The sequence below is a fragment of the Amycolatopsis sp. NBC_01488 genome, from assembly GCF_036227105.1.
GTDB lineage: Bacteria > Actinomycetota > Actinomycetes > Mycobacteriales > Pseudonocardiaceae > Amycolatopsis.
In genome coordinates, this window is record NZ_CP109434.1 from 3,075,928 (window position 1) to 3,100,122 (window position 24,195).

19 protein-coding genes are annotated in these 24,195 nt (G+C 72.1%); 13 read left to right on the forward strand and 6 right to left on the reverse strand.

Annotated elements, in window-relative coordinates:
* Positions 1 to 6: 6 nt before the first annotated feature.
* Positions 7 to 999 carry an erythromycin esterase family protein gene (locus OG738_RS14915; protein ID WP_329054472.1) on the forward strand — a complete coding sequence of 331 codons (993 nt, stop codon included), beginning with the start codon at positions 7 to 9 and terminating at the stop codon, positions 997 to 999.
* A 66-nt stretch (positions 1,000 to 1,065) separates the two neighbouring features.
* Here the strand turns inward: OG738_RS14915 and OG738_RS14920 are convergent, their stop codons facing one another.
* Entirely contained in the window at positions 1,066 to 3,393 is a 2,328-nt protein-coding gene (locus OG738_RS14920) for a chitobiase/beta-hexosaminidase C-terminal domain-containing protein (RefSeq protein WP_329054473.1), read from the reverse strand.
* 266 nt (positions 3,394 to 3,659) lie between these two features.
* Here OG738_RS14920 and OG738_RS14925 point away from each other — a divergent pair, with 266 nt between their 5' ends.
* Positions 3,660 to 4,901, forward strand: coding sequence for a S53 family peptidase (locus OG738_RS14925; RefSeq protein WP_329054474.1), 1,242 nt, complete (start codon positions 3,660 to 3,662; stop codon positions 4,899 to 4,901).
* 126 nt (positions 4,902 to 5,027) lie between these two features.
* Entirely contained in the window at positions 5,028 to 5,648 is a 621-nt protein-coding gene (locus tag OG738_RS14930; protein ID WP_329054475.1) for a hypothetical protein, read from the forward strand.
* Here OG738_RS14930 and OG738_RS14935 read toward each other — a convergent pair.
* Entirely contained in the window at positions 5,637 to 8,477 is a 2,841-nt protein-coding gene (locus OG738_RS14935; protein WP_329054476.1) for an alpha-L-fucosidase, read from the reverse strand. The two genes, OG738_RS14930 and OG738_RS14935, sit on opposite strands and share 12 nt — an antisense overlap.
* A 151-nt stretch (positions 8,478 to 8,628) precedes the next feature.
* Here OG738_RS14935 and OG738_RS14940 point away from each other — a divergent pair, with 151 nt between their 5' ends.
* Complete coding sequence (locus tag OG738_RS14940) at positions 8,629 to 9,507, forward strand: sigma-70 family RNA polymerase sigma factor (RefSeq protein WP_329054477.1); 879 nt, start codon at positions 8,629 to 8,631, stop codon at positions 9,505 to 9,507.
* A 23-nt stretch (positions 9,508 to 9,530) separates the two neighbouring features.
* Here OG738_RS14940 and OG738_RS14945 read toward each other — a convergent pair whose 3' ends face one another.
* Positions 9,531 to 12,659, reverse strand: coding sequence for a SpvB/TcaC N-terminal domain-containing protein (locus OG738_RS14945; RefSeq protein WP_329054479.1), 3,129 nt, complete (start codon positions 12,657 to 12,659; stop codon positions 9,531 to 9,533).
* 182 nt (positions 12,660 to 12,841) lie between these two features.
* On the opposite strand from OG738_RS14945, the gene OG738_RS14950 reads away from it, so the two are divergent.
* From OG738_RS14950 to OG738_RS14975, 6 genes are all read left to right on the forward strand, one after another.
* A complete protein-coding gene (locus tag OG738_RS14950; protein ID WP_329054481.1) occupies positions 12,842 to 14,479 on the forward strand; it encodes a S8 family serine peptidase in 1,638 nt (545 codons plus the stop codon).
* Entirely contained in the window at positions 14,476 to 15,051 is a 576-nt protein-coding gene (locus OG738_RS14955) for an RNA polymerase sigma factor (protein WP_329054482.1), read from the forward strand. The genes OG738_RS14950 and OG738_RS14955 overlap by 4 nt, the downstream gene beginning before the upstream one ends.
* Complete coding sequence (locus OG738_RS14960; RefSeq protein ID WP_329054483.1) at positions 15,048 to 15,533, forward strand: hypothetical protein; 486 nt, start codon at positions 15,048 to 15,050, stop codon at positions 15,531 to 15,533. Before OG738_RS14955 ends, OG738_RS14960 begins: the two co-directional genes overlap by 4 nt.
* A 328-nt stretch (positions 15,534 to 15,861) precedes the next feature.
* Complete coding sequence (locus OG738_RS14965) at positions 15,862 to 18,378, forward strand: CHAT domain-containing protein (protein ID WP_329054484.1); 2,517 nt, start codon at positions 15,862 to 15,864, stop codon at positions 18,376 to 18,378.
* Positions 18,379 to 18,509: 131 nt separating this feature from the next.
* Complete coding sequence (locus tag OG738_RS14970; protein WP_329054485.1) at positions 18,510 to 19,001, forward strand: DUF4232 domain-containing protein; 492 nt, start codon at positions 18,510 to 18,512, stop codon at positions 18,999 to 19,001.
* Positions 19,002 to 19,021: 20 nt separating this feature from the next.
* Positions 19,022 to 19,648 (forward strand): DUF4232 domain-containing protein, encoded by a 627-nt coding sequence (locus OG738_RS14975; RefSeq protein WP_329054487.1) that lies wholly within the window; start codon positions 19,022 to 19,024, stop codon positions 19,646 to 19,648.
* 207 nt (positions 19,649 to 19,855) lie between these two features.
* On the opposite strand, the gene OG738_RS14980 is transcribed toward OG738_RS14975, so the two are convergent.
* Both OG738_RS14980 and OG738_RS14985 read right to left on the reverse strand, forming a co-directional pair.
* Positions 19,856 to 20,428, reverse strand: coding sequence for a dihydrofolate reductase family protein (locus OG738_RS14980; RefSeq protein ID WP_329054489.1), 573 nt, complete (start codon positions 20,426 to 20,428; stop codon positions 19,856 to 19,858).
* Entirely contained in the window at positions 20,425 to 21,399 is a 975-nt protein-coding gene (locus OG738_RS14985) for a small ribosomal subunit Rsm22 family protein (RefSeq protein ID WP_329054491.1), read from the reverse strand. Before OG738_RS14985 ends, OG738_RS14980 begins: the two co-directional genes overlap by 4 nt.
* Before the next feature lie 158 nt (positions 21,400 to 21,557).
* Here OG738_RS14985 and OG738_RS14990 point away from each other — a divergent pair, with 158 nt between their 5' ends.
* The 3 genes from OG738_RS14990 to OG738_RS15000 are packed head-to-tail and all read left to right on the forward strand — an operon-like array spanning position 21,558 to position 23,636.
* Positions 21,558 to 21,983 (forward strand): YciI family protein, encoded by a 426-nt coding sequence (locus OG738_RS14990; RefSeq protein ID WP_329054492.1) that lies wholly within the window; start codon positions 21,558 to 21,560, stop codon positions 21,981 to 21,983.
* Positions 21,983 to 22,330 (forward strand): YciI family protein, encoded by a 348-nt coding sequence (locus OG738_RS14995; protein ID WP_329054493.1) that lies wholly within the window; start codon positions 21,983 to 21,985, stop codon positions 22,328 to 22,330. Before OG738_RS14990 ends, OG738_RS14995 begins: the two co-directional genes overlap by 1 nt.
* 40 nt (positions 22,331 to 22,370) lie before the next feature.
* Complete coding sequence (locus OG738_RS15000) at positions 22,371 to 23,636, forward strand: RNA polymerase sigma factor (protein WP_329054495.1); 1,266 nt, start codon at positions 22,371 to 22,373, stop codon at positions 23,634 to 23,636.
* Here the strand turns inward: OG738_RS15000 and OG738_RS15005 are convergent.
* On the reverse strand, positions 23,633 to 24,187 hold the full coding sequence (locus OG738_RS15005; protein WP_329054496.1) for an HD domain-containing protein: 555 nt from the start codon (positions 24,185 to 24,187) through the stop codon (positions 23,633 to 23,635). The genes OG738_RS15000 and OG738_RS15005 overlap by 4 nt on opposite strands.
* Positions 24,188 to 24,195: the final 8 nt, after the last annotated feature.

Genomic DNA, 24,195 nt, shown 5'->3' on the forward strand with positions numbered 1-24,195 from the left:
AACCACATGGACATCACGGACTTCACCGCCGAACTGCTCGCCTTCGGGGAGCCGACGCACTTCGAACCGGCCTTCGCGCGGATCCGCAACGACCTCTTCGCGCGGCTGGCCGGCCACGGCTTCCGGTCGATCGCGCTGGAGACCGACCGCGTCGCCGCGCTCGACGGCGGGTTCTCACACGGCTTCGGCGAGGTGCCCGCCAACCGGCAGCTGCTCGCGTGGCTGCGTGAGTACAACGAAACCGCCGGCGAGCCGTTGACCTTCCACGGCTTCGACGCCCCGGCCGAGACGTTCAGCGCGCCCAGCCCGCGCAGCTACCTCGAACACGTCCGCGACTACCTCGGACTCGACGTCGACGTCGCGGCCCTGACCGGCGACGACGAACGCTGGAGCCGTTCCGAAGCGATCCTCGACCCGGCCGAATCCCCGGGCGCCACACCGGAGGCCCGCGAGCTGCGGGTGCTCGCCGACGACCTGCTCACGACGCTCTACGCTCGCGCGCCTCGGCTCGCCGGGGAGACCGCGTGGGTGCGGGCCAAGGTGCACGCCACCGCCGGGCTCGGCCTGCTGCGCTACCACGCGGCGTCGGCCCGGCCCGGCGACCGGGACACGAGGATCGCGCGCCTGGCGGGCATGCGCGCGGTTCTCATGGCGCAGAACCTCCTCGACATCCGCGACATCGAACGTCCGCGAGGCCGGACGCTGGTGTTCGCGCACAACGGCCACCTGGGGTCCGGCGCGGGGGCGATCGTCGCGTCGCTGCTCGGCGACCGGTACGCGTTCATCGCCGGGAGCCTCGGCCACAGCGAAGCCCTCGGCCTGGCGGAGCCGGCCGCGGACACCTACGAAGGCGTCCTGCAGCGCGACACCGGGACGTGGAAGCTGACAGCCGACATCCCCCGCGGCCGCAAGCGCACCGACACCCGGCCCGACCGCGGCTACTTCGGGCTCGACCAGGAGCTGCTCGACAGTGCCGACGCCGTGCTGCACGTCGCCTAACAGGTCGTGAGTGAGAAACAGTGTTCTAACCCTGTTTCCCACTCACGACCAGTCGCGGCAGACCGCTTACGGGTAGCTCACCACGTTCACCGGCACCGTGCCCGAAGGCGTGGTGCCACCGGTGTCGTTGATGACGTGCGTGATCGTGCCGCGGTAGTTGAGCGAAACCGTCAGCAGGCTGTGGAACTTCACGCCGCTGGTGTTCGGCACCTCGAACGCGTGGTAGCTGGACACCGCCGGGTTCGTGTCGAAGAAGCAGTAGCTCCCGAGACCCCAGGCCTCATGCGAGGTCACGTTCGCCCCGACCTTGTAGGCCGCGTACCCCGCGACCCCCGATGGCGCGTTCCACGACGCCTGGTTCGGCACGTCGTAGGGCATTTCGTTCTGGAAGAAGATCGTCTTCCCGCCCTGGCCGTTCCAGACCACCTGGTACTTCTGGTAGTGCTCGACGAACAGGCCGGTCGCCGTCACGTTCGCGCCGTTGACCGTGAGCCCGGTGTCGGCCGTGTTGGTGGTCCAGCCGACCGTGCCCGCGTTGCCGTGGTCGGCCCGCCACGCCCAGATGTGGTCGATGATCGTGTTGGCGCTGTTGACGACCAGGCTGTTCGTCGCCTTGCCGGCGAGCTCGCCGCCGATCCGGAAGAAGACGTCCTGGACCGTCGTCGGGTTCGACGCGTGCGACGCCGACGACCCGGACTGGCCGACCGTGAGCAGCGCCTGCGAGTTCGCCGTGCCCGCGTCGAAGAGCAGGCCCTTGAGCCGGACACCGTCCACATCGGACACCTGCATCGCGTTGACGCCGTTGTCGGGCACCAGCGTCGGGTAGCCGATGCCGAGGATCGTCGTGCCGGCGCGGGTCACGTTGAGCGTCTGGTCGAGGTGGTAGATGCCCGGCGTGAAGAACAGGTTGCAGCCCGCCGCGAGCGCGTTGTTGATCGACGCGGCCGTGTCACCGGCCTTGACGACGTAGAACTGGCTCATCGGCGCCGACGTCCCGGGGGTGCTGCCGCTCGCCCAGCTCGGGCCGGAGGCGTTGGTGCGCAGGGAAGGCAGGAACACGCGGTACTTGCCGGTGCCGTCGACGTAGAGGTAGGGCACGTCACGGGACACGGGCGTGGTCGCCAGCGTGGTCTCCGGCGGGTTCGGGAACGTGTTCGCCGGCGCGCCGCTCGTGCCGGAGAAGACCATGTTCCACACGCCGCCGTTCCAGCTGCCGAGCGCCGAGTCGCGGGTGTACCACTGCTGCTGCGAAACCGACGCGGCCTGGCCGGACACCTTCGTGTCGGCGATGTAGCCGCCGCTGGCGTAGCCGTAGCTCGCCGGGTACAGCTGCAGCCCGCCGCGGACGTCCATCCGGCGGAACGGCGCGGCCTGCGCGACCGCCCAGCGGTCGTTGCCGCTGGAGGGGTTGACGGCCATGTTCTCCGCCGAGCGCCAGAAGTTCTGCAGCGCGACGCCGTTGTCGGACGGGTTGAACGCGTCCACGGTGATGTCGCCGTTGATCACGACGTCGTCCGGGTTCTGGCCCAGGCCCGCCACCGACGTATAGAAGCCGACGTTGTCGTGCACGCCGTAGGTGCCCGGCTTGAAGAGGTGGGCGACGCGCCGGTCGGCGAACTGCGCCGTCTGCGTGTCCTTTTGGTTGTTGAAGTCGGTGTCGAGCTGCGCCTGGATGGTCGCCGCGGACATGCTCGGGTCGAAGATCCGCACGTTCGGGCCGAAGTTCGGGGTGTCCGACTGCGTCGGGCAGCCCGCCTGGGTGCCGATCGTGTAGCTCGCGCTCGACACCGCGGAGTTCGTCGAACCGGACTTGAGCGCGATCGCGTTGACCGTGCGGGAGTTCGGGACGCTGATCGGTCCACTGTAGAGCGCCGAGGACGCGGTGGGCGTCGAACCGTCCACTGTGTACCGGATGGTGGCGCCCGCGGTGGCGCTGCTGATGGTCACCGTCTGGGCGGTGGAATACGTGCCGCCGGGCGGGCTGAACGTGGGCGCCGCGACCGTCGTCGTGCCACCGCCGCCCACGGTGTAGGTGAAGTGCGGGGTGTCGTACTGCGGGCCGCTCTTCTCGTAGGTGAACCAGTAGTCGAGGACGTTGCCGCTGCTCAGGCCGCCGACGGTGGTGCGCCAGGTGCCGGAGCCGTTGGTCATCCGGATGTTCTGCTGGCCCAGGCCCGGCACGCCGGTGTAGTGGACGTCCACGTACAGCGCGGGGGTGGTCGGGGTGAAGTTGAGCTGCACCTGCGTCGAGCTCAGCTGCGTGACGCTCTGCGTGTAGTCGTCCGCGGCGAGCGCGGCGGGGGCGGTGAGCCCGGCGCCGAGCAGCAGGGCCGCCGCGATGAGGGTGACGACGCCGCGCCGGCGCCGTCGAAGCTTGCCAAAGGTCCGGTTCACGCCGTGACACCTCCGCCGTTGGGGATCCACGAGCATTTGTTGCGAGTCACAACAAAGTAGCTCCCGCTCAGCGGAGCTTCGGTCACTTTTTGGTAACAGTTGTCTGGACCAATCACGCGGCCGGGTGAGACGTTGTGGGGCCGATGGTCCGGTTTGCCGCGTAGTGGGCGAATCACTGAACCGAGAAACATCCATCAGGCGGGTGACCCTGAACGAGTGACATGCGACGATCCCGTGCCACACCCGGTCCCCTACCGAGGAGTAGCATGGCGCCTTCGCGTGCAAAACGGCTGTTCCGGTCCCTCGTCGCCCTCTCCCTCGTCGCGGCCCCGCTGTCGGTCGCCGCGGCCTCACCCGCCGAAGCCGCGCCGCTGAAGAGCGGCGGCGTGGTCAACTTCAGCTGTGCGACCTCCGGCAAGTTCCACTGCCTCGGCAAGGCGATCCGCTCGCCGAAGGGCAACGGGCCGCTGGTCACCGCCACCCCGGTCGGCTACGGACCGGCCGAGATCCAGGCCGCGTACAACCTCGGCGGCCTGCACTCGAACGGCAGGACGGTCGCCATCGTCGACGCCCAGGACGCGCCGACGGCGGAGGCGGACCTCGCGAAGTTCCGTTCGGCGCGCGGGCTTTCGGCCTGCACCACCGCCAACGGCTGCTTCAAGAAGGTCAACCAGAACGGCGCGGCGAGCCCGCTGCCCACGCCCGACTACGGCTGGGCCGAAGAGATCAGCCTCGACCTCGACGCGGTGTCGGCGACCTGCCCGGACTGCAAGATCCTGTTGGTGGAAGCCAATTCCCCGGACACCGACCCGCTGATGACGGCGGTCGACACAGCCGCGGCGACGCCGGGCGTGGTGGCGATCTCCAACAGCTACGGCGGCCCCGAGGACTCGACGATCCTGGCCGCCGACGCGCACCTCAACCACCCGGGCATCGCGGTCACGGCGTCCTCCGGTGACTCCGGCTACGGCGTCAGCTGGCCGGCTTCGTCGCCGTACGTCACGTCGGTGGGCGGCACGACGCTGAAGAAGGCGACGAGCACCCCGCGCGGCTGGACCGAGACGGCGTGGAACGGCAGCGGCAGCGGATGTTCGACGCTGGAAGCGAAGCCGTCGTGGCAGCACGACACCGGCTGTGCGAAGAGGACGGTCGCGGACGTCTCGGCGGACGCGGACCCGGCGACCGGGCTCGGCGTCTACGACACGTACAACAGCTGCGGCAGCTCGTCGTGGTGCGACTTCCTGCTGGCGCTGGGCCTCGCCCAGGGCGCCGACGGCTGGGTGCAGGTGGGCGGCACGAGCTTGTCGTCGCCGGTGATCGCGAGCGTGTACGCGCTGGCGGGGAACTCGGTGACGTCGGGGTCGTACCCGTACGCGCACACGGCCGGGCTGAACGACGTGACATCGGGCTCGAACGGCAGCTGCGGCGGCAGCTACCTCTGCACGGCCGGCGCCGGCTACGACGGGCCGACCGGCCTGGGCACGCCGAACGGCACGTCCGCCTTCTGACGCACGGCGAACCGTGGGGGCCACCTCGGCGACTTCGAGGTGGCCCCCCGTCGTGCGTCCTCCACGGACGGGTGACGTTCGCGTGCGGCATTTTCGCGCGTCGCGGCGCGGGGTAAGGATGTCTGCATGCTGGACACCGAAGTGCTGTCGCGGGCGGCTCCGCGGGCGCTCGACGTCGCCACTCCGCTCGGTGACGTGCGGTTCGCCGTGCGGATCGGGGGCTGGGACGTGCCCTCGAGACCCGAGCACACCTGGGGGCTCGATTCCGGCGCGCGGCTGTGCCGGTGGCGGCACCAGTCCGTCCGGCTCGACGTGGTCTCCGGGACCACCACGCCCGAGCAGCCCGGCGTCACCCGGGAGACCGTCGTCTTCCGGGTGCTGGCCCGGGAAGCGCTCAGCGAGTTCGTCGTCCAGGCCGAGCTGAGCGGGGCGCCCGAGGACGTCGAGGCCGGCGAAGGCGCCTTCACCGCCAGGACCGCCGACGCCGTCGTGAGCGTCGGCGGTCCCGGCGTCGAAGAGCTGCGCCACTGCTCCCGGGCCGGGCAGCATGTGCCGCCGTACTGGTCGAGGCAGCTGGCCGACGCCGTCGAGCTCGACGGGGCGCGGCTCACCTGGCAGCTGCCCGGTGTCGACCGCGGGGACTACGCCGAGCTGTGGGTCTCCGTCGCCTGGAGTGCAGCGGGCGGCGACCCGGGCCGTGCCGTCGACGTCGACCCGGCCCGGGTGCTGCGCGAGTTAACCCAGTGAAATCCGGTCCAGGTCCGGGGCGCCGTCCCGGTCGTTGCCGATCCGGATCACGTTGGCGCCCGCGTTCAGCGTCACCGGGACCGACGTGGTGTACGGCGTGCTGTTGCCGACGCCGCTGACCTTCACCTCCACCGGCGCGCCGCCGTTCACCGACACGAAGTACGACCGGTCGCCGTTGACGGTGAAGTCGAGGTAGAGCAGGTACTGCCCGGCCGCGCCGACGGTGACGTCCGGGAACGTGACCGCCGCGCCCGCGCTGCCGCCGATGTTGCGCACCTTCTGCCCGCCCGAGCACGACGAGCAGCTCGTGACGCCGGCGTCGCCGATGTCGTTGGCCGAGTCCTCCGCCTCGCGCATGAACACCCGGTCCGCCGGACGCGGTCTCACCTGCACCGGCTTGCTCACCGACTTCGCCCGCCCGAGCGTCGTGAACGACGCCGTGACCGGGATGGTCGCGGCCTGGGCGGCCGGGGCCGTCACCGTCCACGATCCACTCAGGACCTGGCCGAGCCGCAGGTTCGACGCGGTCACCGGGGCACCTTGGAGCGTCCAGCCCGCCGGGACGACCGGAGCGAGGGACACCTGGTCGATCGGGTCGTCGACGTCGAGCCGCAGCGACGCGGTGACCGTCAACGACTGCTGACCCGGCGAAACCCATTGCACACCAGCGGGTTTCACGGTCAACGTCGTCGTCGGCGTGTACGACTCGGGTGGCAGCGGCGCCACCGCGATCCGGTCGAGAGCCGCCGTCCCGGACACCTTGATCGTGTTCGGTCCGGCGTTGAGCGGCACCGGGATCGCCGTCGAGGTCACCACTCCGGGCGCCGACGGCGGGATCGTGACCGCGATCGGGGCCGCGCCGTTCACGCTCACCGAAAGCGCGCCCGGCCCCGTCGTGTCCAGCTGCAACCGCGAGGGACCCGACGCCGGGACGTCCCGGAAGGTGACCGCGCCGCGGTCGAGCCCGGTGACCTCGGCCGTGCCCGAGCACGCTTCGCACCACACCGGCGATGCCTTGCCGTCGAAGCCGTTGTGCCACGACTCCGCTTCCAAGGGAACCTCGCCGCGGGGATCGGGGTAGCCGTAGGCGACATCGATCTCGTCGAGTGCGAGCTGCTGGAAGAACGGCTTGGCCTGCGGGCCGGACCACGTGTTCAGCACCTCGAGCTTGAGGTAGCGCGCGTGCACCTCGCCGACGTCGACGAACTGGACGCCGCGGGTGCTCGGCAGGGCGCCGGTACGCACCGGCTGTCCCCAGTTCTTCCCGTCGTCACTGGCGTAGACGCGGTAGTCCTTGATCCGCGCGGAATCCTCGGCGCGGCCGAAGGACTCGCGCGCCGCCGTCGGCGACGACTCGCGCTCGTGCACCGCCAGGTAGGCCGTCGACCGCTTCTTGCCCAGGTCCAGCGTCACCGACACCGGCTGCCGGCCACCCGCGTCCCAGTAGTTCAGATAGCTGCCGTCGACGAGGTTCGACGCCGGATGACCGGGCGCCGACGCCGACGCGGTCGCCGTGATCGTGCTCTTGTCGTAGAAGTACTGCTGTCCGGCGGTGTCCACTTTGAACACGGTGTCGTAGGTGTCCCAGTCCGTGATGTCCAGAATGGACAGATAACCGCCGGACTGAGCGAACTTCACCGGCTTGCCGGTGCGCACGTCGGACACGCCGGTGACGCGGTAACCGTTGTCGCGCAAGCGGACCAGGTTCGTCGACGGCCGGGTGACGACGTGCACGTACTGCGTCTTCGCCCCGGGCTTGACGGTGATGACGCCGTGCGCGCCGTCGTTCCAGAAGCCGGGTTGCAGGCCGCCGTACATGTAGCCGCCGCCTTCGGTGCCCTGCAGCGACTCCTTGATCGGCTGCGTCCAGGACGCCATGAAGTTGTTGAACGCCTCCTGCTGCGGCGGGAACTTCCCGTTCAGCATGGCGGTTTCGGCCATCAGCGACTTGATCGACGAGCCCGCGTTCGTGATGTAGCGGCCGGTGGAGAGCCGGACGTCGACGGCCTGGTCGCCGCCGCTGTACCACCAGTCGCCGTTGGTCGGCAGCTTGTAGTCGGCCTCGGTGAGCCGCGGCATCGGCGTGTAGATCGCCTGCGGGTAGTCGTAGGACGGCGTCATGCCGGTCTTCTGCTCGTTGCTGACCGTGTCCATGATCGGCGTGTCCTCGTTGTTGTTGCTCAGCAACCAGGACGGCCGCTTCTCGCGGATGTGCTCGTAGAGCCCGTGCTGCTCCCAGTACTCGTTGTCGTTGTCGATCCAGAACCCGGCGAGGTCCGAGTAGCGGTCCATGACCTCGTCGAACAGGTCGTAGCTGAACTCGCCGAAGCCGGGACGGGTGGTCAGGTCGACCGGGTGGCCCTTGTACGCCGAGTAGGCGGCCGAGTCGAGCGACTCGTGGCCGCTTTCGTTGTGCCACTGGGGATCGTCGGTCATGTAGAGCATCACGCGGACGCCCTTGGCCTTGCCCGCGGCGATCAGCTCGCCGAGGAAGTCACGCTGGGTCGAGCAACTGCCGGGGATCTTCGACGGCCACGGCCGCGCGTAGCCCAGCCGGCTGTGGAAGGTGGTGAGGACGACGTAGGACGCGCCGAGCTTCGTCGCCTCGTCGATCCAGTAGTCCGGCGTCCAGCCGCCGGCGGTGACATCGTGTTCCCAGGCGGCGCAGTCGGTGTGCCGCGGCGCGGTGAACATACCCCAGTGCAGGAACAGCCCGGCCGTCGAAGCCCGCAGCCAGTCCTGGCGCGGGTTGAACAGCTCGGCGTTCGCCGGGGTGACCAGGCTCGCCAGCAGCACGATGACCGCGGCGAGGCAGGCTCGGACTCTCATGGCCGCTCCTTCGTCGGAGAGGTCCGATGATTATGCGGTCATATATCGTACGTCAAGGGCAGATGCCGCTGAGCGGGATGCAGTCGTCAGACCTGTCACATCCGCGCCGCGCGATACGTCAAGGTGGAGACGCACGCGAAAGGACTAGCCCGTGAACGAAGACCTGCTGGCCCGCAGCTTCGAGACCCACCGCGATCACCTCCGGTCCGTCGCCTACCGGATGCTGGGCTCGCTGAGCGAGGCCGAAGACGCCGTGCAGGAGTCGTGGCTGCGGCTGAGCCGGAGCGACTCGGCCGCCGTCGAAAACCTCGGCGGCTGGCTGACCACGGTCGTCGGGCGCGTCTGTCTCGACATGCTGCGCTCGCGCAAGGCCCGCCGCGAGGAGCCGTGGGACGTCGTGGTGCCCGACCCGATCGTCAGCCGCGAGGACGCCGGGCCCGAGCACGAGGCGCTGATGGCGGATTCGGTCGGCCTCGCGCTGCTGGTCGTGCTCGACACGCTCACCCCGGGCGAGCGGCTGGCGTTCGTGCTGCGGGACATGTTCGCGATGCCGTTCCAGGAGATCGCGCCGATCGTCGGCCGGTCCGAGGCGGCGACCCGGCAGCTGGCGAGCCGCGCCCGGCGGCGCGTCCAGGGTGCCCCGGTCGCGCCCGACCCGGACCTCGCCCGGCAGCGCGAAGTCGTCGACGCCTTCCTGGCGGCGGCCCGCGGCGGCGACTTCGACGCGCTCGTCTCGGTCCTCGACCCGCAGGTCGTGCTGCGCGCGGACCGCGGCGCGGCGGGCGGCTCGGTCGAGGTGCGCGGCCCGGCGGCGGTGGCCAACCAGGCGCTGACGTTCTCGCGACTCGGGGCGGGCGGCGGCACGGTCCGCCGGGCCCTGGTCAACGGCGCGGCGGGCGTGGTCGGCATCCGGGAGGGGCGGCCGTTCTCGGTGCTCGGCTTCACCGTGGCCGGCGGCCGGATCGTGGAGATCGACATCCTCGCCGACCCCGAGCGCCTCGACCGCCTCGACCTGGCCGTGCTGGACTGACGTCGTGAGTGGGAAACAGTGTGCTAACGCTGTTTCTCACTCACGACCTCGCCGGTCTCGTCGGTGATCAGGGCGATGCCGTCCGCCGCGTCGAGGTGCAGGTAGTGGCGGCGGCCGTCCGCGTGGCAGCGGACCGTGCCCGCCACCACGACCACCAACTCGCCGTCCTCGACCGCGTACAGCTCGTCCGGGGTCAGGACCTCGTGGATGCGCGTGCCGTTGGTGACCAGGGTGCGGACGCGGCGGCCGGCGTGGTCGTAGCCGTACAGCGCGTTGACGCCGTCGCCGTGCACCCCGCGCAGCCTGCCGAACGCGTCGTGGATCTCGCTGCCCGACGGCGGATCCTCGGGCTCGCGGAGCGCGACGTCGTGCCGCAGGCCGCCGGGGCCGGTGATGACGTGCTTCGGCACGAAGTGCTCGCTGACGCCGTTCGCGTAGTGCACCGCGGTGCGGCGGCCGCGCAGGTCGTACTGGACGGCGTCGACGAAGCCCGGCACGCTCACCAGCCGCCCGGCCTCGTCGTACTGGTGGCGGACGGTCAGCCGCCCGTCGCCGGCGTCGGGGTAGACCACTTCGGACAGTCGCCCGTCCGCGCGGCGCAGGACGTCGAGCCGGTACTCGACGGCCACGTGCGCCGGCCGCCAGCGCCGCTCGGCCGGGTACCCGAGCGCGTCGTAGCCGAACAGCGTCACGCCGGATTCGTCGGCGATGCGCACCAGCCGCCCGCAGCTGTGCGGCCCCGCTTCGGGCGGCACGGGTAGCCCGCCGTCGTGGTAGGTGAACGTCGTGACCGGGGTACCGCCCGGGTCGTCGACCAGCACCGCGACCACTCGGTCGGCCGCGTCGTGCACGCGGTACACCGTGTGGCCGCCCGCGGTCCGCGTCTCGACCGGGTTGCCCGCGGCGTCGCGGGCGTGCACGACGCCGCCCGCGTCTCGCAGCTCCCGTCCGAGGAGGTCGCGCACGACCGTCGAGGGACTGTCCGATGTGGACGTCCCCAGTGGACGGCCCAGTGCGTCGTAGCGGAATTCTTCGGGTGCGGTGGGCGGATCGCCGTCCCGGAACGCCCGGCTCGTGCGGCACACGAGGCCGCGCGCGCAGTACTCGTGGTGCTCGTCGACGACGTCGCCGAGCAACTCGGCGTGCCGGCGCCGCAGCAGCCGGCCGGCGCCGTCGCGCACCTCCGCCGTCACGATCACCTCGACCTCGCCCGACACCGCCCGCTGCTCGGTCGTGACTCCCGTCGGGTCGTAGCGGTACCGGACCGTCGGCAGGTCCGCCGAGTCACCCGGGCGCACCACGGTTTCCGGACGCCCCAGCGGGTCGAGGGTCACCGTCGTCACCGCGCCCGCCGGATCGGTCACCTCGCACACCCGCGCCGTCCGGACGTCGTAGCGCGTCGAGGTCACGTTCCCGAGCGGATCCGAGGCGATCTCGGGAAAACAGCGGTCGGCGGAATAGCGCACCTCACGGGTGTGACCGTGCGGGCCGGTCGTGGTGGTGCGCAGCCCGGCGACGGTGTCGAGCCGCCCGTGGAACGTCGTCACCCACCAGCCGTCCTCGCCCGGACGGCGGTGGTAGCCGTGGTGGCGGAAGTCCGGCACGATCGGGCCGTAGACGTCGGCCACGAGCGCGTCGGTGAGCACCAGCTCCTCCCGCGCGGTGAGCAGGCCGTGCGTCCCGGCGCTGCCGTCCGGCCGCTCGTCGTAGCGGAACAGCTTGTCGGACACCACTTTCCCGGTTCCGTCGAGCATGCGGACGCGGGCGGGCAGGGCGGCGAACCGGCGCTCGGGCGCGGTCGCGTACGTCGTGCGCGTCTCGCGGATCACCGGTTCGCGGCCGGGCCGCTTGGTCGTTTCCACCTCCCGGACAGGGTTGCCGGAGGCGTCGAACGCCGTCTCGGTCGTGGTGACCGAGACGGGCCGCTCGCGGCGTTCGAACACGGTCGCGACCGACCGCGTCCACTTCGGACGGCGAGCGTGCTCGACCCGGTGGTACGGCCGGTCCGCCTCGGCGGATCCGTCGAGGCCGTAGGTCTCTTCCTTGTCGAGGAGGCCGCCGTCGCCGAACCAGCGCACGGTCCGCAGCGTCGGCGCGTACGCGTCGCCGAGCTCGTCCTGGACGACGCGGCCGAAGCCGGTGGCCCGGCCGTCGTGGTACTCGAACTCGGTGACGCCCGCCTGCCCGGTGACCACTTCCCGCTGCGTGACGCGCCGGACCACCGACGCCGCGTCGACGGTCGCGTACTCGACCGACGTCCGCAGCCCGAGCCCGTTGTCGATCTCGCTCAGCCGCCCGGTGCGCGGGAGGTCGGCGGGCTCCAAGGAGAAGTAGGGCACGGAGTCGCGGAGCAGCAGCACGCCGCCGCCGGTCCGGGCCTTCGCGGCGAACTGCACCCGCCGCGCGGCCGGCGGTTCGACGCGGGCGTAGGCCAGCCGCAGCGGTGGCGCGGCCGTCTCGCCGCCGTGCGCGTCGAACCCGGTGAGCGCAACGGACGTCAGCAGGGACGCGCCGGTGACGTCGTCCTCGCCGTAGCCGAGGGTCCAGCGCCGGACGAGCGGCCGGGCGTCCGCGGGCACCCGCAGGTCGACCCGGGTGCACCGCAGTTCCGTCGTGACGAGGGTGCCGCCGCGGCCCCAGCGCAGCACGTCCGGCCGCGAGTCGTAGGTGAAGTCCACTTCGTACGGTCCGTAGGAGACGCGCGCGAGGTACGCCTGGCCGCTGTGGTGCGCCCAATCGAACTCCGCGGCGTTGCCGAACGCGTCCTCGGTGCGTTCGAGGTACCAGGCGGAGCCGGCCGACCGGCCGCCGTCGGTCGTGCCGAGGACGTGCCGGAGCCCCGACCGGGTGGTGAGCACGAAGCCGTCGCCCCGCCGGGTCAGCCGGCCCTCGTCGCCGGAACGCGCGCCGCCGTCGGCCAGGCGGACCTGCGGCAGCGGCAGCGCGAACCCGCCGCCGAAGGCGCCGTTCGGCGCGCCGGTGATGTAGCGCAGCGCCAGCGCGGGCGCGATGCCGCCGGGGCCGGGCGGCAGGTCGAGCGGCACCGCGAAGCTGCCTCCGCCGGTGGCGGGGTCCGGGGTGAACGCGCCGCCCAGCCCCCGCACCGGCGCGGGCCGTCCTGCTTCTTGCGCGCTCGCCCCGAGCGGAACCATGCTGATCTCCCCGGCTCGATCCGTGACTTCCGGGGGCCAAGTGGGTGAGGGACGGCCGCCAGATACGTCGTCACCCGTTTGCCGCGCCTGTTACCCATTCGTGATGTCCGTGTCGTATTCCAATGGCGGCTCACCGGTCTTTCCCGGGTGCCATCAGTGATCAATGGCGGAGGGTGGACCCGATGGTCGTCAAGTTCGTGCGGGACGAGACCGCGGAAGTGACTGAAGCCTCTTCGGAGGACGCGAGCACGCTCAACGAGCTCCCGACCCCGCCCAGACAGTTGCTCGACCGGCACGGCGCGCGGGTGCTCGACCCGGCGACGGCGGTCGTCGCCGCCGGGCAGCCGGTCCCGCGCACGACCGTCTACCGGCCGGGCACCTTCCTGCTCCCCAACCGGTACCTGCGCGACCAGGAGACCCTGGCCGCGATCAACGCCGTGCTCGCCCGCATCGGCATCTACGCCGTACCGGCCGACCGCGGCGGCGACAGCTTGGGGTACGCCCGCGCCCGGCAGCTCGACGACCTGCCCGTCCGCGCCCTGCTGAGGGTCCGCGAAGACTCCGACCCGGTCGTCGTCGACTGCTGGAAAGCACTGCAGCTGCTGCGCTCGGCCGCGTCGGGCGAGAAGCCCGAGATCGACCCGGAAGTCGTCAAGCTGATCTCCGTCGAGCACCTGCTCTTCACCTCGCCGGTGTTCGGCGGGGTGCCGTGGGAGACGAGCGGTCTGGGCGGCACGCCGTGGGAGACCAGCGGGTTCGGCGCGGGCAGCTCGTACGGGCGCACCCACGGGGCCAACCGGATCCCGGTGACGCTCGCCGCGGACCCGCCGTTCCGCACCCGCAAGCCCGCGCACCGGCGTCCGGTCGTCGCCGTGCTCGACACCGGCATCGGCCCGCACCGCTGGTTCGGCCTGCCCGACCGCAGCGGCCCGCCGCCCGCCGGCAGCGGCCTCCGGGTCGCCCCCGACATCCAGGCCGCGATCCTGCAGGCCGAGCAGGACTCCGGCACCACCCTGCCCACCCAGCTGCTCGAGGACTACTGGGACGCGCCGACCACCGGCCAGCCGCTGATCGGCGACGTCGACACCGACACCGGGCACGGCCTGTTCATCGCCGGCATCATCCGGCAGGCCTGCCCCGAAGCCGACACGCTCGCGATCCGCGTCGTGCACAGCGACGGCGTCGCGTACGAGGGCGACGTGCTGCTGGCACTGCACCTGCTGGCCGACCGCGTGCGGAACGCGCAGGCGGACAACCGGCCCGAGGACATGGTCGACATCGTCTCGCTCTCGATGGGCTACTACGTCGAAGATCCGGCGGACGTCGCGTTCACCGGCCAGTTCGGCGTGGCCATCGCGGACCTGCTCGGCCTCGGCGTGCTCGTCGTCGCGGCCGCGGGCAACGACGCCACCACGCGGCGCTTCTACCCGGCGGCCTTCGCCGACCAGCCGCTCGGCAACGGCTGCGGCCCGCAGGTGATCAGCGTCGGCGCGCTCAACCCGGACCTCGGAACGAGCAAGGCGCTGTTCTCCAACGAGGGCCCGTGGGTGCGGTGCTGGGCGACCGGCGCCGGCGTCGTCAGCACGTACCCGGACGACGTCCGCGGCAGCGCGGCCGCCGACCACGAGCTGCCCGGCCGCAACTCCTTCGACCCGGACGACTACAGCGCCGGCTTCGCGGTCTGGGACGGGACGTCGTTCGCCGCGCCGCTCGCCGCCGCCGAGATCGCCAAGGCGCTCGTCCAGTTCGAGTCGGACCTCGCCACGGTCGACCGCGAAACCGTCGTCAAGCGCGCTTGGACCGCGCTGGGCTCGCTGTGAACGTGGCCAAAACCGACCACAGCCGGGTAGCGGCACTGTTCGACGCCGCGCGGGAGGGCGACCGCGCGGCGCTGGACGAACTGGTTTCCCTCCTCACGCCGCTGCTCTGGCAGGTCGCGCGTGACCAGGGGCTGGACGCCGACCAGGCCGCCGACGTCGTGCAGACGACGTGGCTGCGCCTGCTCGGCTCGTTCGCGGAGATCCGCTCGCCGGTCGCGCTGACCGGCTGGCTGATCACCGTGACCAAGCGGGAAGCCTGGCGGACTGGGGAAAAACGCCAGGTGGAACGGCCGCTGCCGGAGCTTCCGGAGCGGCTGACCGAAGCGTCACCGGCACCCGAGGAGGGGGTGCTGCGCGACGACCAGCGCGCGCGGTTGTGGCGCGCGGTCGACACGTTGCCCGAACGCTGCCGCAGCCTGCTGCGGATCGTGGCGTTCGTGCACCGGCCGGACTACGCCGAAGTGGGCGCCCGGCTGGGAATGCCGAGGGGGAGTATCGGCCCGACCAGGGGACGTTGCCTCGCGCGCCTGCGCGAGCAGCTACTCGCCAACGGCGAAGGAGATTGGCTGTGACCACCGTCGAACCACCCGGCGCGAACGAGCCCTTGGACGAGCTCGACTTCCGGCTGCTGGCCGGACTGCGCGAGCTGTGGGAAGACGCCGACCCGATGCCCGCGACGCTGGTGGAGCAGATCCGCTTCGCGATCCAGCTGGAGGACGTCGACCTCGAGGTGATGCGGATCCGCGAACAGGAGGGCCTGGTCGGCGCGCGCAGTGCGGCCGAGCAGGGCCGCCTCATCACGTTCGACAGCGAAAGCCTGACGATCATGGTGAACGTGAGCCCCGAACCCGGGGGGACGATCCGCCTGGACGGCTGGCTGACGCCACCGGCCGAGCACCCGATCGAGGTCCGCACCGCGAACGGCCCCCTGACGACCACATCGGACGCCGAGGGCCGGTTCGCGCTGAGCGGGGTGCCGCACGGGATGGTGCAGGTGCTGGTGCGGACACTGGGCCGGTCGAGGACGGTGAGCACGCCGGCCATCGAGCTGTGAGGCCGCTCCGGCGGAACTTGGCCTTTCGCCGCTCGATCGTGTGCCGGTCGCGGGCGCGTACGCCGGGCTCGCCCCGCCTCGGTGGCCCGGCCGCGAGGGTCCGCCTTGCCCAGCCGGGCGAGGGCGGTGAGCACCCCGGCCATCGAGCTGTGACGGCGGTCGGGATCACCCCGGTTGTCGTGCCCTGAGGTGAAAATCCGCCCACCCGGCGAGAACTCCCGGACCGCCCGAGCCCGGAGGTACGATCCGGGACGTCCTTCTCGGCCGAGGGGGACGGCCCCGGCCGGAAGGGCAGCCTGTGGTCGCGTCGCCGAGGGCGGAAGACCGGGTGCGCGACCTGCATCGGCGTGCGGTCGCGGCGACCAACAACGGCCAGCCCGTGGTCGGTGGCCGGCTGATCCGGTCCGCCGCGCGGCTTCTCGGGTTGCCCGCGAAACAGCCGCCGCCGGACTGGCCCGCCTGGCCTGATCTCGCGACGCGCGTGCTCGGGACGTATGCCGCCGTCGAAACCGCGCTGGGCAACAGCACCCGCGGGCTCGCGCTGCTCGACGAAGCCGACGTCCTCGTGTCCGACGCCGGGCGCGGGATCCTGCGCCAGCAACGAGGTCTCGTCTTCATCCTGATCGGCCGGATGGACGAAGCCCTGCGGTGCTTCGACGAAGCGATCCCGCTGCTGCGGCAGGCCGGCGAGTTCGTCGTGCTCGCCCGGACGTTGCTCAACCGGGCCATGCTGCACCAGTACGCCGGGCGCGTCCGGCTCGCGCTCGCCGACCTCGACCAGTGCGAGCAGATCGGCGCCGGGCAACCCGAAGAAGAGGGCCTGGCCCGGATCTTCGCCAAAGCGGCACACGGACGCGGCCAGGCGCGCGTCCTGACCGGGGACATCCCCGGCGCGCTGCGGGACTTCGACGCGGCGAGCGGGTTCTACGCCGAACAGAGCGTCGGGATGCTGCCGGTGCTGGCCGTCGACAAGGCCCGCGCGCTGCTCGCCGCCGGGCTGCCGCAGGAAGCCGCCGCCGAGCTGGACGCGGCCCTCGAACAGTTCCCGCGGCTGCGGATGAACCAGGAGCACGCCGAAGCCGAGCTGACCCGGGCCCTGGCCGCGTTGGCGAGCGGCGACCCGTCGACCGCGCGGAGCTGGGCCGGCCGCGCCGAACGCCGCTTTCGGCGTCGGGGCAACGAAACCTGGGCCGCGGTCGCGCAGCTGACCGTGCTGCGCGCGGACTTCGCGGCCGGACGGCGGATCGCCCGCGTCGCCGCCGAAGCGACCGCGCTGGCCGGCCGGCTCACCGGGCTGGGCCTGCGCAACGACGCCGAGATCGCCGCGCTCCTCGCCGCCCGTGCGCGCATCGTCCTGGGCGACCTCGACGGCGCCCGCGCCGGCATCGCCCCGCGCGACCGTCGCGCCGCGCCGCTGGAAAACCGCCTGGTGCGACGCCTCGCGCTGGCCGAACTCGGCGCCGCCGGCGGTGATCGCCGCAGCACCTTCGCGAACGCGCGCGCCGGCCTGACGCAGCTGGAGCGCCACCGCGGCCGCTTCGGCAGCATCGACCTGCTGACCGGGACGACGTCCCTGGGCAAGGAACTCGCCGACGCCGGCCTCGCCGCCGCGCTCGCGCAGCGCTCGCCCGGCGTCGTGTTCCGGTGGCTCGACCGCTCGCGCGCGCAGGCGTTCCGGTTCCGGCCGGTGCGCCCGCCCGCGCACCCGGAGACCGTCGACGCCGTCGCCGAGCTGCGGTACCTCTCGATGCAGATCCGCGCCGGCGAGCTGTCCGGGAAGCCGGACGCGCAGGCCGCGAAGCGCTGTGCCGCACTGGAACGCGAGATCCGCGCCAAGGGCTGGCAGGCCGAGGGCACCGACGTCGACCACCCGGAAGCCAAGCTGCGCGAGGTCGGCGACGAGCTCGCCGAGACCGGCAGCGCGCTGGTCTGCTTCCTCGCCGACCACGGCGCGCTGTGCGCGCAGGTGATCGCGAACCACCGGGTCGCGCTGATCGAGCTCGGCCCGGTGTCGGCCATCGCCGAACCGGTCGCGCGGCTGCACAGCGACCTCGACGCGTTGTGCGGGCGCCAGCTGCCGTCGAAGCTCGACCAGGTCATCCGCCGTTCGGTGCGGACGCAGGTCATCGCGCTGGACTCGATCCTGCTGGCCCCGCTCGCTTCCCGGCTCGCCGACCTCGACGTCGTCGTCGTGCCGACCGGTGCGCTTTCGGCGATCCCGTGGGGGCTGCTGCCGACGGTGCGCGGCCGCCCGGTGACGGTCACGCCGTCGTCGTCGGCCTGGCTCGACGCGGGCCGTCGTCCGCGCCGGGCGGTGGGTGCGCCGCTGCTGGTCGCGGGCTCCGACCTGACCCACGCGGAGACCGAGGTCTCCCTGCTGGCGCCGCTCTACCCGGAGGCCGAGGTGCTGACCGGGCCGGACGCGACGGTCGCCGCGACGCTCAAGGCGTTCGACGGCTGCCGGCTCGCGCACTTCGCCGCGCACGGCCACCACGAGCAGGAGAACGTCCTGTTCTCGCGGCTGAACCTGGCCGACGGGCCGCTGATGGCCTACGACGTCCAGCAGCTCGCGACGGCGCCGGAGCACGTGGTGCTGTCGTCGTGCGACGTCGGCCAGGCCGTGGTCCGCGAAGGCGACGAGGTCCTCGGCTTCACCGCGGCGCTGCTCTACGGCGGCAGCCGGACGGTGGTCTCGAGCGTGGCGCGCGTCGACGACCGGACGGCAGGCGGCGTGATGCTGGCCTACCACCGCGCCCTGTCGGCGGGCACGCCCCCTGCGCGTGCCCTGGCCGACGCGGCGCAGGCGGAACCGCTGATGCCGTTCGTCTGCTTCGGCCGAAGCTGACCTTCCTTTCGACGTCCGGGGTTCGCCGGGGTTGCTTCCGGGTGATCGACCCCATCGCGGCGCATCCCCGGGTGGCCCATGGGCATCTCTTCCCCTGAGTCCGGTTGATCACGGAACGAGGGAGGACGACCATGAAGCGAACCGCGATCGCGATGACCGTCGGAGGTCTGGTGGCCGGCGGGCTGGTCCTGGCGGCCGGCGCCGCGAACGCCATGCCGAGCGACACGCCGTGCGGCGCGTCGGACGTCCGCGTGACGGTGGCGCCCGACCCGTCGAACGCGGCCGGGCACGAGGCCTACGTCCTGACCTACGCCGCCGCCTCGCGGACGACGAACTGCAAGCTCGAGGGCGCGCCGACGGCGTTGACCTTCATCGCCGGCGGCCGGCGGCTGCCGGTGACGTCGACGCTGGACAACTCCGAAGCGCTGCCGGTGAACCTGCGTGCCGGCCACCCGGCCGGGTCGCGGATCGTGCAGCGGTCGGCCGCAGCGCCCACGGCGACGCCGGACTTCGTGACGTTCGACCTGCCGACCGGCCCGTACGGCCAGCCGGTGAGCGTCGCCTGGCCCGCGGGTGCGCCCGTGAAGGGCGGCCACGTCCAGGTCACGCCGGTCGGCAACTGAACTTCGAGAGGGGAACTCAAATGAAACGCATCTTGGTGGGGATCGGCACGGTGGCGGGGGCCTTCGCGCTGGCGGCGTGCGGGACGTCGACGGCGGCCCCGGCCGCGTCCGGGGCGCCGGCGCCGGCAGCTCCGGCTGCCGCCGCGTCCGGCGCACCGGCGCCGGCCAAGGGGCCGTCCGGGGGCGGCGTGGCCACGGCGTCGTCGGCGACGCCCCGGTGCACCACGGCCGGCCTGGAGGTCATCCTGGGCAAGCCGGCCGAGAAGAACGACGCTCCCGGTCAGTACAACATCCCGTTGACCTACCGGAACACCACGAACCACACGTGCGGCCTGTACGGCGTGCCGGGCGTCGACCTGGTCGGCCCGGACGACGCGACGTTCGGCGCGGTGTACCACCTGCCGCGCGTCGAGAACGGCGTGAAGTACAACGAGGTGACCGCGGGCACGACGGCGTCGGCGACGATCACGGTGCTCAAGCCGGCCGCCGGCGAGCCGGCGTGGACGCCGGCGAAGCTGAACACGATCCCGCCGGGCCAGACGTCGGCGCTGACCGCGGACTGGCCGTCGGACCTCCCGGTGCTGCGCCAGGACGCGGCGACCCACCCGGGTTCCTACGTCAACGGCATCCTGGCCGACCCGTCCTAACACTCTCGTCGTCACTCGATCGGGTGAAGCGGGGCGCCGCGCGTCATTCCTGGCGGGGGCCCCCCTCTTCCTCGGTGCGGCGGTAACCGGCCGGCACGCCCCCCGACTGGCCGGTTACCGCTGCGGTCTTCTCTACGCACGGTGGACCGAGTGGCAGGCGGTGCGCGCCACGCCGCTGCCCGCGGTTGTCCGGACCGTGCGAATGACTCAGTTCAGGACGCGGAACGTCAGGTGCGTCGCGTTCGGCGTCTCCTCGACGCCGGTGCGCTGGAGCTTCACGTGGGCGCCGACCTCGGCGTCGAACAGCCGGACCCCGGCGCCGAACAGCAGCGGGACGACGTGCAGGCGCAGCTCGTCGACCACGCCGGCCAGGAGGTACTGGCGCAAGGTCGTGCCGCCGCCCATCAACACCACGTTGTCCGCGCCCGCAGCGGCTTTCGCCTGCCGTAGCGCGCTTTCCGGGCCGTCGGTGACGAAGGTGAACGTCGTCGGGCCCTTCACCACCGGTTCGTGCGGCCGGTTCGTCACGACGAAGACGGGCTTCTTGAAGGTGCCGTCGTCGCCCCAGGGTTCGACGCCGACGTCGAACATCGTGCGGCCGACGACGAACGCTCCGGTGCCGTCGAAGAGCCGGGCCGCGACGCCGGCGTCCGCGTCGGTGCCTCCGAACAGCCAGTCGTGCAACAGGTCGCCGTCCTTGCCGAGGCGGTGCTCGGCGCTGGTGTCCGGCCCGGCGACGATCCCGTCGGCCGACATGCTGATCTCCGCGATGACCGTCACCAGCCGTCACCCCATTCCGCGTCGCGGGCCGCGCGATAGCGCGGGCCCTGTTTCTTCGAGACGGCGACGCCGGGCTTGAGCCCGTCCGTCGCCGTGCAGAGGTCGAGCGCGACCCAGCCCTTGTGCTTCTTCGGGTGCCGGATGATCCGCGCGTCCGGCCGCTCCGGCGTGGACCGCGACGCGACGACGTAGGCGAACTTCTCGTCCTCGAAGCCGAGCGTCCCGGCCTTGAGCCGCCGGTGCAGGGCCGACCGCGGCAGCCGCGCGGAGAAGTGGCACCAGTCCTCGCCGGGCACGATCGGGCAGCCGCCGTCGTGCGGGCACGGCGCCACCACGTGCAGGCCCAGCTCGACCAGCTGGGCGCGGGCGGCGCGGATCCGTTCGTAGCCCGCGGGAGTGCCGGGCTCGATCAGCGCGACGGCCGCCGCTTTCGCGCCCAGCCAGCGCACGACGTCGGCGCGGGTGGCATCCGGCAGCTCGCCGAGGACGTAGGAGAGCGTCACGAGGTCGGCGTCCGGCGCGGGCGCGGCCGGGTCGACGAACCCGCGCCGCCACTCGGCGTCCCGGACCGCCGCGTTCCCAGCCCGCGCCGCCAGCCGCTTGCCCAGCCCGATCGCGCCTGCGACCTGCTCCAGCACCGTGCAGCGAGTGAGCGACGGCCAGACGGCGGCAGCGGCCCAGACGGCGGCACCGGTGCCCCCGCCGACGTCGACCTGCGTACGCGGCTCGAAGCCGGGAGCGCGCGAAGCGGCTTCGGCGAGCACAGCGTGTACGGCGGCGTAGGTGGCCGGCATGCGGTAGCCGGCGTACGCGGCTACGTCGGCTTCGGAGGTCAGGATGGGCGAGGTCGCGGCGTCGCCTTGGCGGTAGCGCGTGCTGAGCCGGTCGACGGACTGCGTGAGCCGCTGGAGGGGATGCCGGGCCAGCTCGTCGTCGAGCGCGGAGAAGAGGTCGTCGGGGAGTACCGCCACGAGCGTCGATTCTCCCCTGTCCGGATTGCCCCGTCCGACCCGCCCGGAGCTGCCGGTTTCCGGCGCGACCAGATTCGCGACAAGATTCGTGGCGGACGCTGTCGATCCGGGGCGTGGCCGTTCGACGCGTGGGCAAGAGCGAACGAAGGGAGACCGTTGTGCGGTTCATGGTGATCGTCAAGGCGAACGAAGAGTCCGAGGCGGGCCACGGCCCGAGCGCCGAGCTGCTGGCCGAGATGGGGAAGTTCAACGAAGAACTGGTCAAGGCCGGCGTGCTGCTCGCCGGTGAAGGCCTCACGCCGAGTTCGCAGGGCGTGCGTGTCGTGTTCTCCGGGAGCGAAGACCCCAAGGTCGTCGACGGTCCGTTCGCCGAGACCAAGGAGCTCGTCGGCGGCTTCTGGATCCTGCAGTGCCGTGACCGCGACGAGTGCGTCGAGTGGATCAAGCGGATGCCGAACCCGGACGGCCAGGTCGGCGTCGTCGAGATCCGGCGCGTCGCCGAGGCGTCCGACTTCGAGAACATGACGCCCGAGGTCGCCGAGCTCGAGGGCCGGCTGCGCGCGCAGAGCGCCGGGGAAGCCTGATGCGCTACCTGGTGATGGTGAAGGGCTCCGAGGATTTCGAGGCCGGGGTCGGGCCCAGCGCCCAAGAGCTGGAAACGATGGCGAAGTTCAACGAGGAGCTGGCGAACGACGGCCGGATCGTGTTCGCCGAGGGGCTCACCCCGAGCTCGGAGGCGGTGCGCGTCGTCTTCGAAGGCACCGCCGAACCGAAGGTCATCGACGGGCCCTTCGCCGAGACGAAGGAGCTCGTCGCCGGGGTCTGGCTGCTCAACGGCGAATCGCTCGACGACGTCGTCGCGCTCATGAAGCGCGCGCCGAACCCCGAAGCAAAGGGCGGCGTCATCGAGATCCGCCCGATCGGCGAGTAGCTGGGTTGCACCGCGCCCGATCACCCTGTCTGATGGCCGGGTGACGGTTGCGGACACCCGGAGCACGGTAGAAGCGGTGTGGCGGATCGAGTCGCCGCGGCTCATCGCGGGGCTGGCCCGCATGGCCCGCGGCGACGTCGGTCTCGCCGAAGAGCTGGCGCAGGACGCGCTCGTCGCGGCGCTCGAGCAGTGGCCGGGCTCGGGCGTGCCACGCAACCCCGGCGCGTGGCTGATGACCATCGCCAAGCGCCGCGCGGTCGACCAGTTCCGCCGCAACGAGCGGTACGCCGAGAAGCTCGAGGAAGTCGGCCGCGACCAGCGGCTCGGCGAGGGCGTGCTGCCCGACTTCGACGCCGCCCTCGACGACCACATCGAGGACGACCTGCTGCGCCTGCTGTTCGTCGCCTGCCACCCGGTGCTGAACACGCAGGCCCGCGTCGCGCTGACGCTGCGGATGCTCGGCGGCCTGACCACCGACGAGATCGCCCGCGCCTTCCTGGTCCGCGAATCGACGATCGCGCAGCGGATCGTGCGGGCGAAGAAGGCCCTCGCGGCGGCGAAGGTGCCGTTCGAGGTGCCGGAGGGCGAGGAGCGCGCCGCCCGGCTGTCATCCGTGCTCGAGGTCATCTACCTGGTGTTCAACGAGGGCTACTCGGCCACCCGCGGCGACGACTGGATGCGCCCGGCGCTCTGCGAAGAGGCGATGCGCCTCGGCCGCGTCCTCGCCGGGCTGATGCCGGGCGAGTCCGAAGTCCACGGCCTGGTCGCGCTGATGGAACTGCAGTCGTCGCGCTCGAAGGCCCGCATCGGCCCGAACGGCGAACCGGTGCTCCTGCTCGACCAGGACCGCGCCCGCTGGGACCGCCTGCTGATCCAGCACGGCCTGGCGGCGCTGGCCCTGTCGGAGCAGATCGCCGACGGCGCGTACGGCCCGTATTCCGCCCAGGCGGCGATCGCGGCGTGCCACGCCCGCGCCCGGACGGCCGGCGAGACGGACTGGGTGCGCATCGCGGCGTTGTACGAAGGCCTCGGCAAGCTCCAGCCGTCCCCGGTGATCGAGCTGAACCGCGGGGTCGCGGTGGCGATGGCGGCCGGCCCGGCGGCGGGGCTGGAGGTGGTCGACGCGGTGGCCGACGACCCGGCGCTGAAGGACTACCACCTGCTTCCGAGCGTCCGCGGCGACCTGCTGCAGAAGCTGGGCCGGCTCGACGAGGCCGAACAGGAGTTCAGACGGGCGGCGGAGATGACGGAGAACGCCCGCGAACGCGCGTTGCTGCTCGACCGCGCGACGGCGGTGGGCCGTTAGCGGTCCCGCCAGGCCATCGGTGACAGCGTCAACGCCGCTTCCGCGACCTTCTTCGCGGTCTCGGTGGCAAGCCCCTTCCGAGCCGACTCGATCCACTCGTCGACGCGCTGCACCCCGACGTCTCGGTATTCCAGCGCCTGCAACAGCATCTCCAGCTTGTCGGCATCCTTGGCGCACAACGCTTCCGCCGTCTCACGGGTCTCGTACTCGTCGACCGCGTCCCGCACGAGCGAGCGCGAGCGGTCCGGGAGGGCGGCGGTCTGGTCGGCCGTGATCTTCCGCGGTTCCGGTTTCTTCAGGTAGTCGACGGCCGTCAGGGGAAGATCACCCGTCCGGGTCTCCTGCGTGTCGTGCCAGACGGCCAGGAACGCCGCCCGCTCCGGCGACGCCCCTTCCTCCGCCGCGATGAGCGCGGCCAGCTGGGCGGCCCGCAGGCTGTGCTCGCCGACCGACTCCGGGTCCCGGACGCCGGCGTGCCACCACCCCGACCGCCGGACGCGCTTGAGCAGGCCCAGCTCGTAGCCGAAGGACGCGAAACCGTCTGAACTCATGCCGCCCA

Excerpts from the sequence above, each read along its gene's own strand:
- OG738_RS14930 (WP_329054475.1), top strand. The coding sequence starts at position 5,028 with ATGCTGGACACCGAAGTGCTGTCGCGGGCGGCTCCGCGGGCGCTCGAC.
- OG738_RS14915 (WP_329054472.1), top strand. The coding sequence starts at position 7 with ATGGACATCACGGACTTCACCGCCGAACTGCTCGCCTTCGGGGAGCCG.
- OG738_RS15005 (WP_329054496.1), bottom strand. The coding sequence starts at position 24,187 with ATGAGTTCAGACGGTTTCGCGTCCTTCGGCTACGAGCTGGGCCTGCTC.
- OG738_RS14935 (WP_329054476.1), bottom strand. The coding sequence starts at position 8,477 with ATGAGAGTCCGAGCCTGCCTCGCCGCGGTCATCGTGCTGCTGGCGAGC.
- OG738_RS14975 (WP_329054487.1), top strand. The coding sequence starts at position 19,022 with ATGAAACGCATCTTGGTGGGGATCGGCACGGTGGCGGGGGCCTTCGCG.
- OG738_RS14970 (WP_329054485.1), top strand. The coding sequence starts at position 18,510 with ATGAAGCGAACCGCGATCGCGATGACCGTCGGAGGTCTGGTGGCCGGC.
- OG738_RS14995 (WP_329054493.1), top strand. The coding sequence starts at position 21,983 with ATGCGCTACCTGGTGATGGTGAAGGGCTCCGAGGATTTCGAGGCCGGG.
- OG738_RS14945 (WP_329054479.1), bottom strand. The coding sequence starts at position 12,659 with ATGGTTCCGCTCGGGGCGAGCGCGCAAGAAGCAGGACGGCCCGCGCCG.
- OG738_RS14950 (WP_329054481.1), top strand. The coding sequence starts at position 12,842 with ATGGTCGTCAAGTTCGTGCGGGACGAGACCGCGGAAGTGACTGAAGCC.
- OG738_RS14925 (WP_329054474.1), top strand. The coding sequence starts at position 3,660 with ATGGCGCCTTCGCGTGCAAAACGGCTGTTCCGGTCCCTCGTCGCCCTC.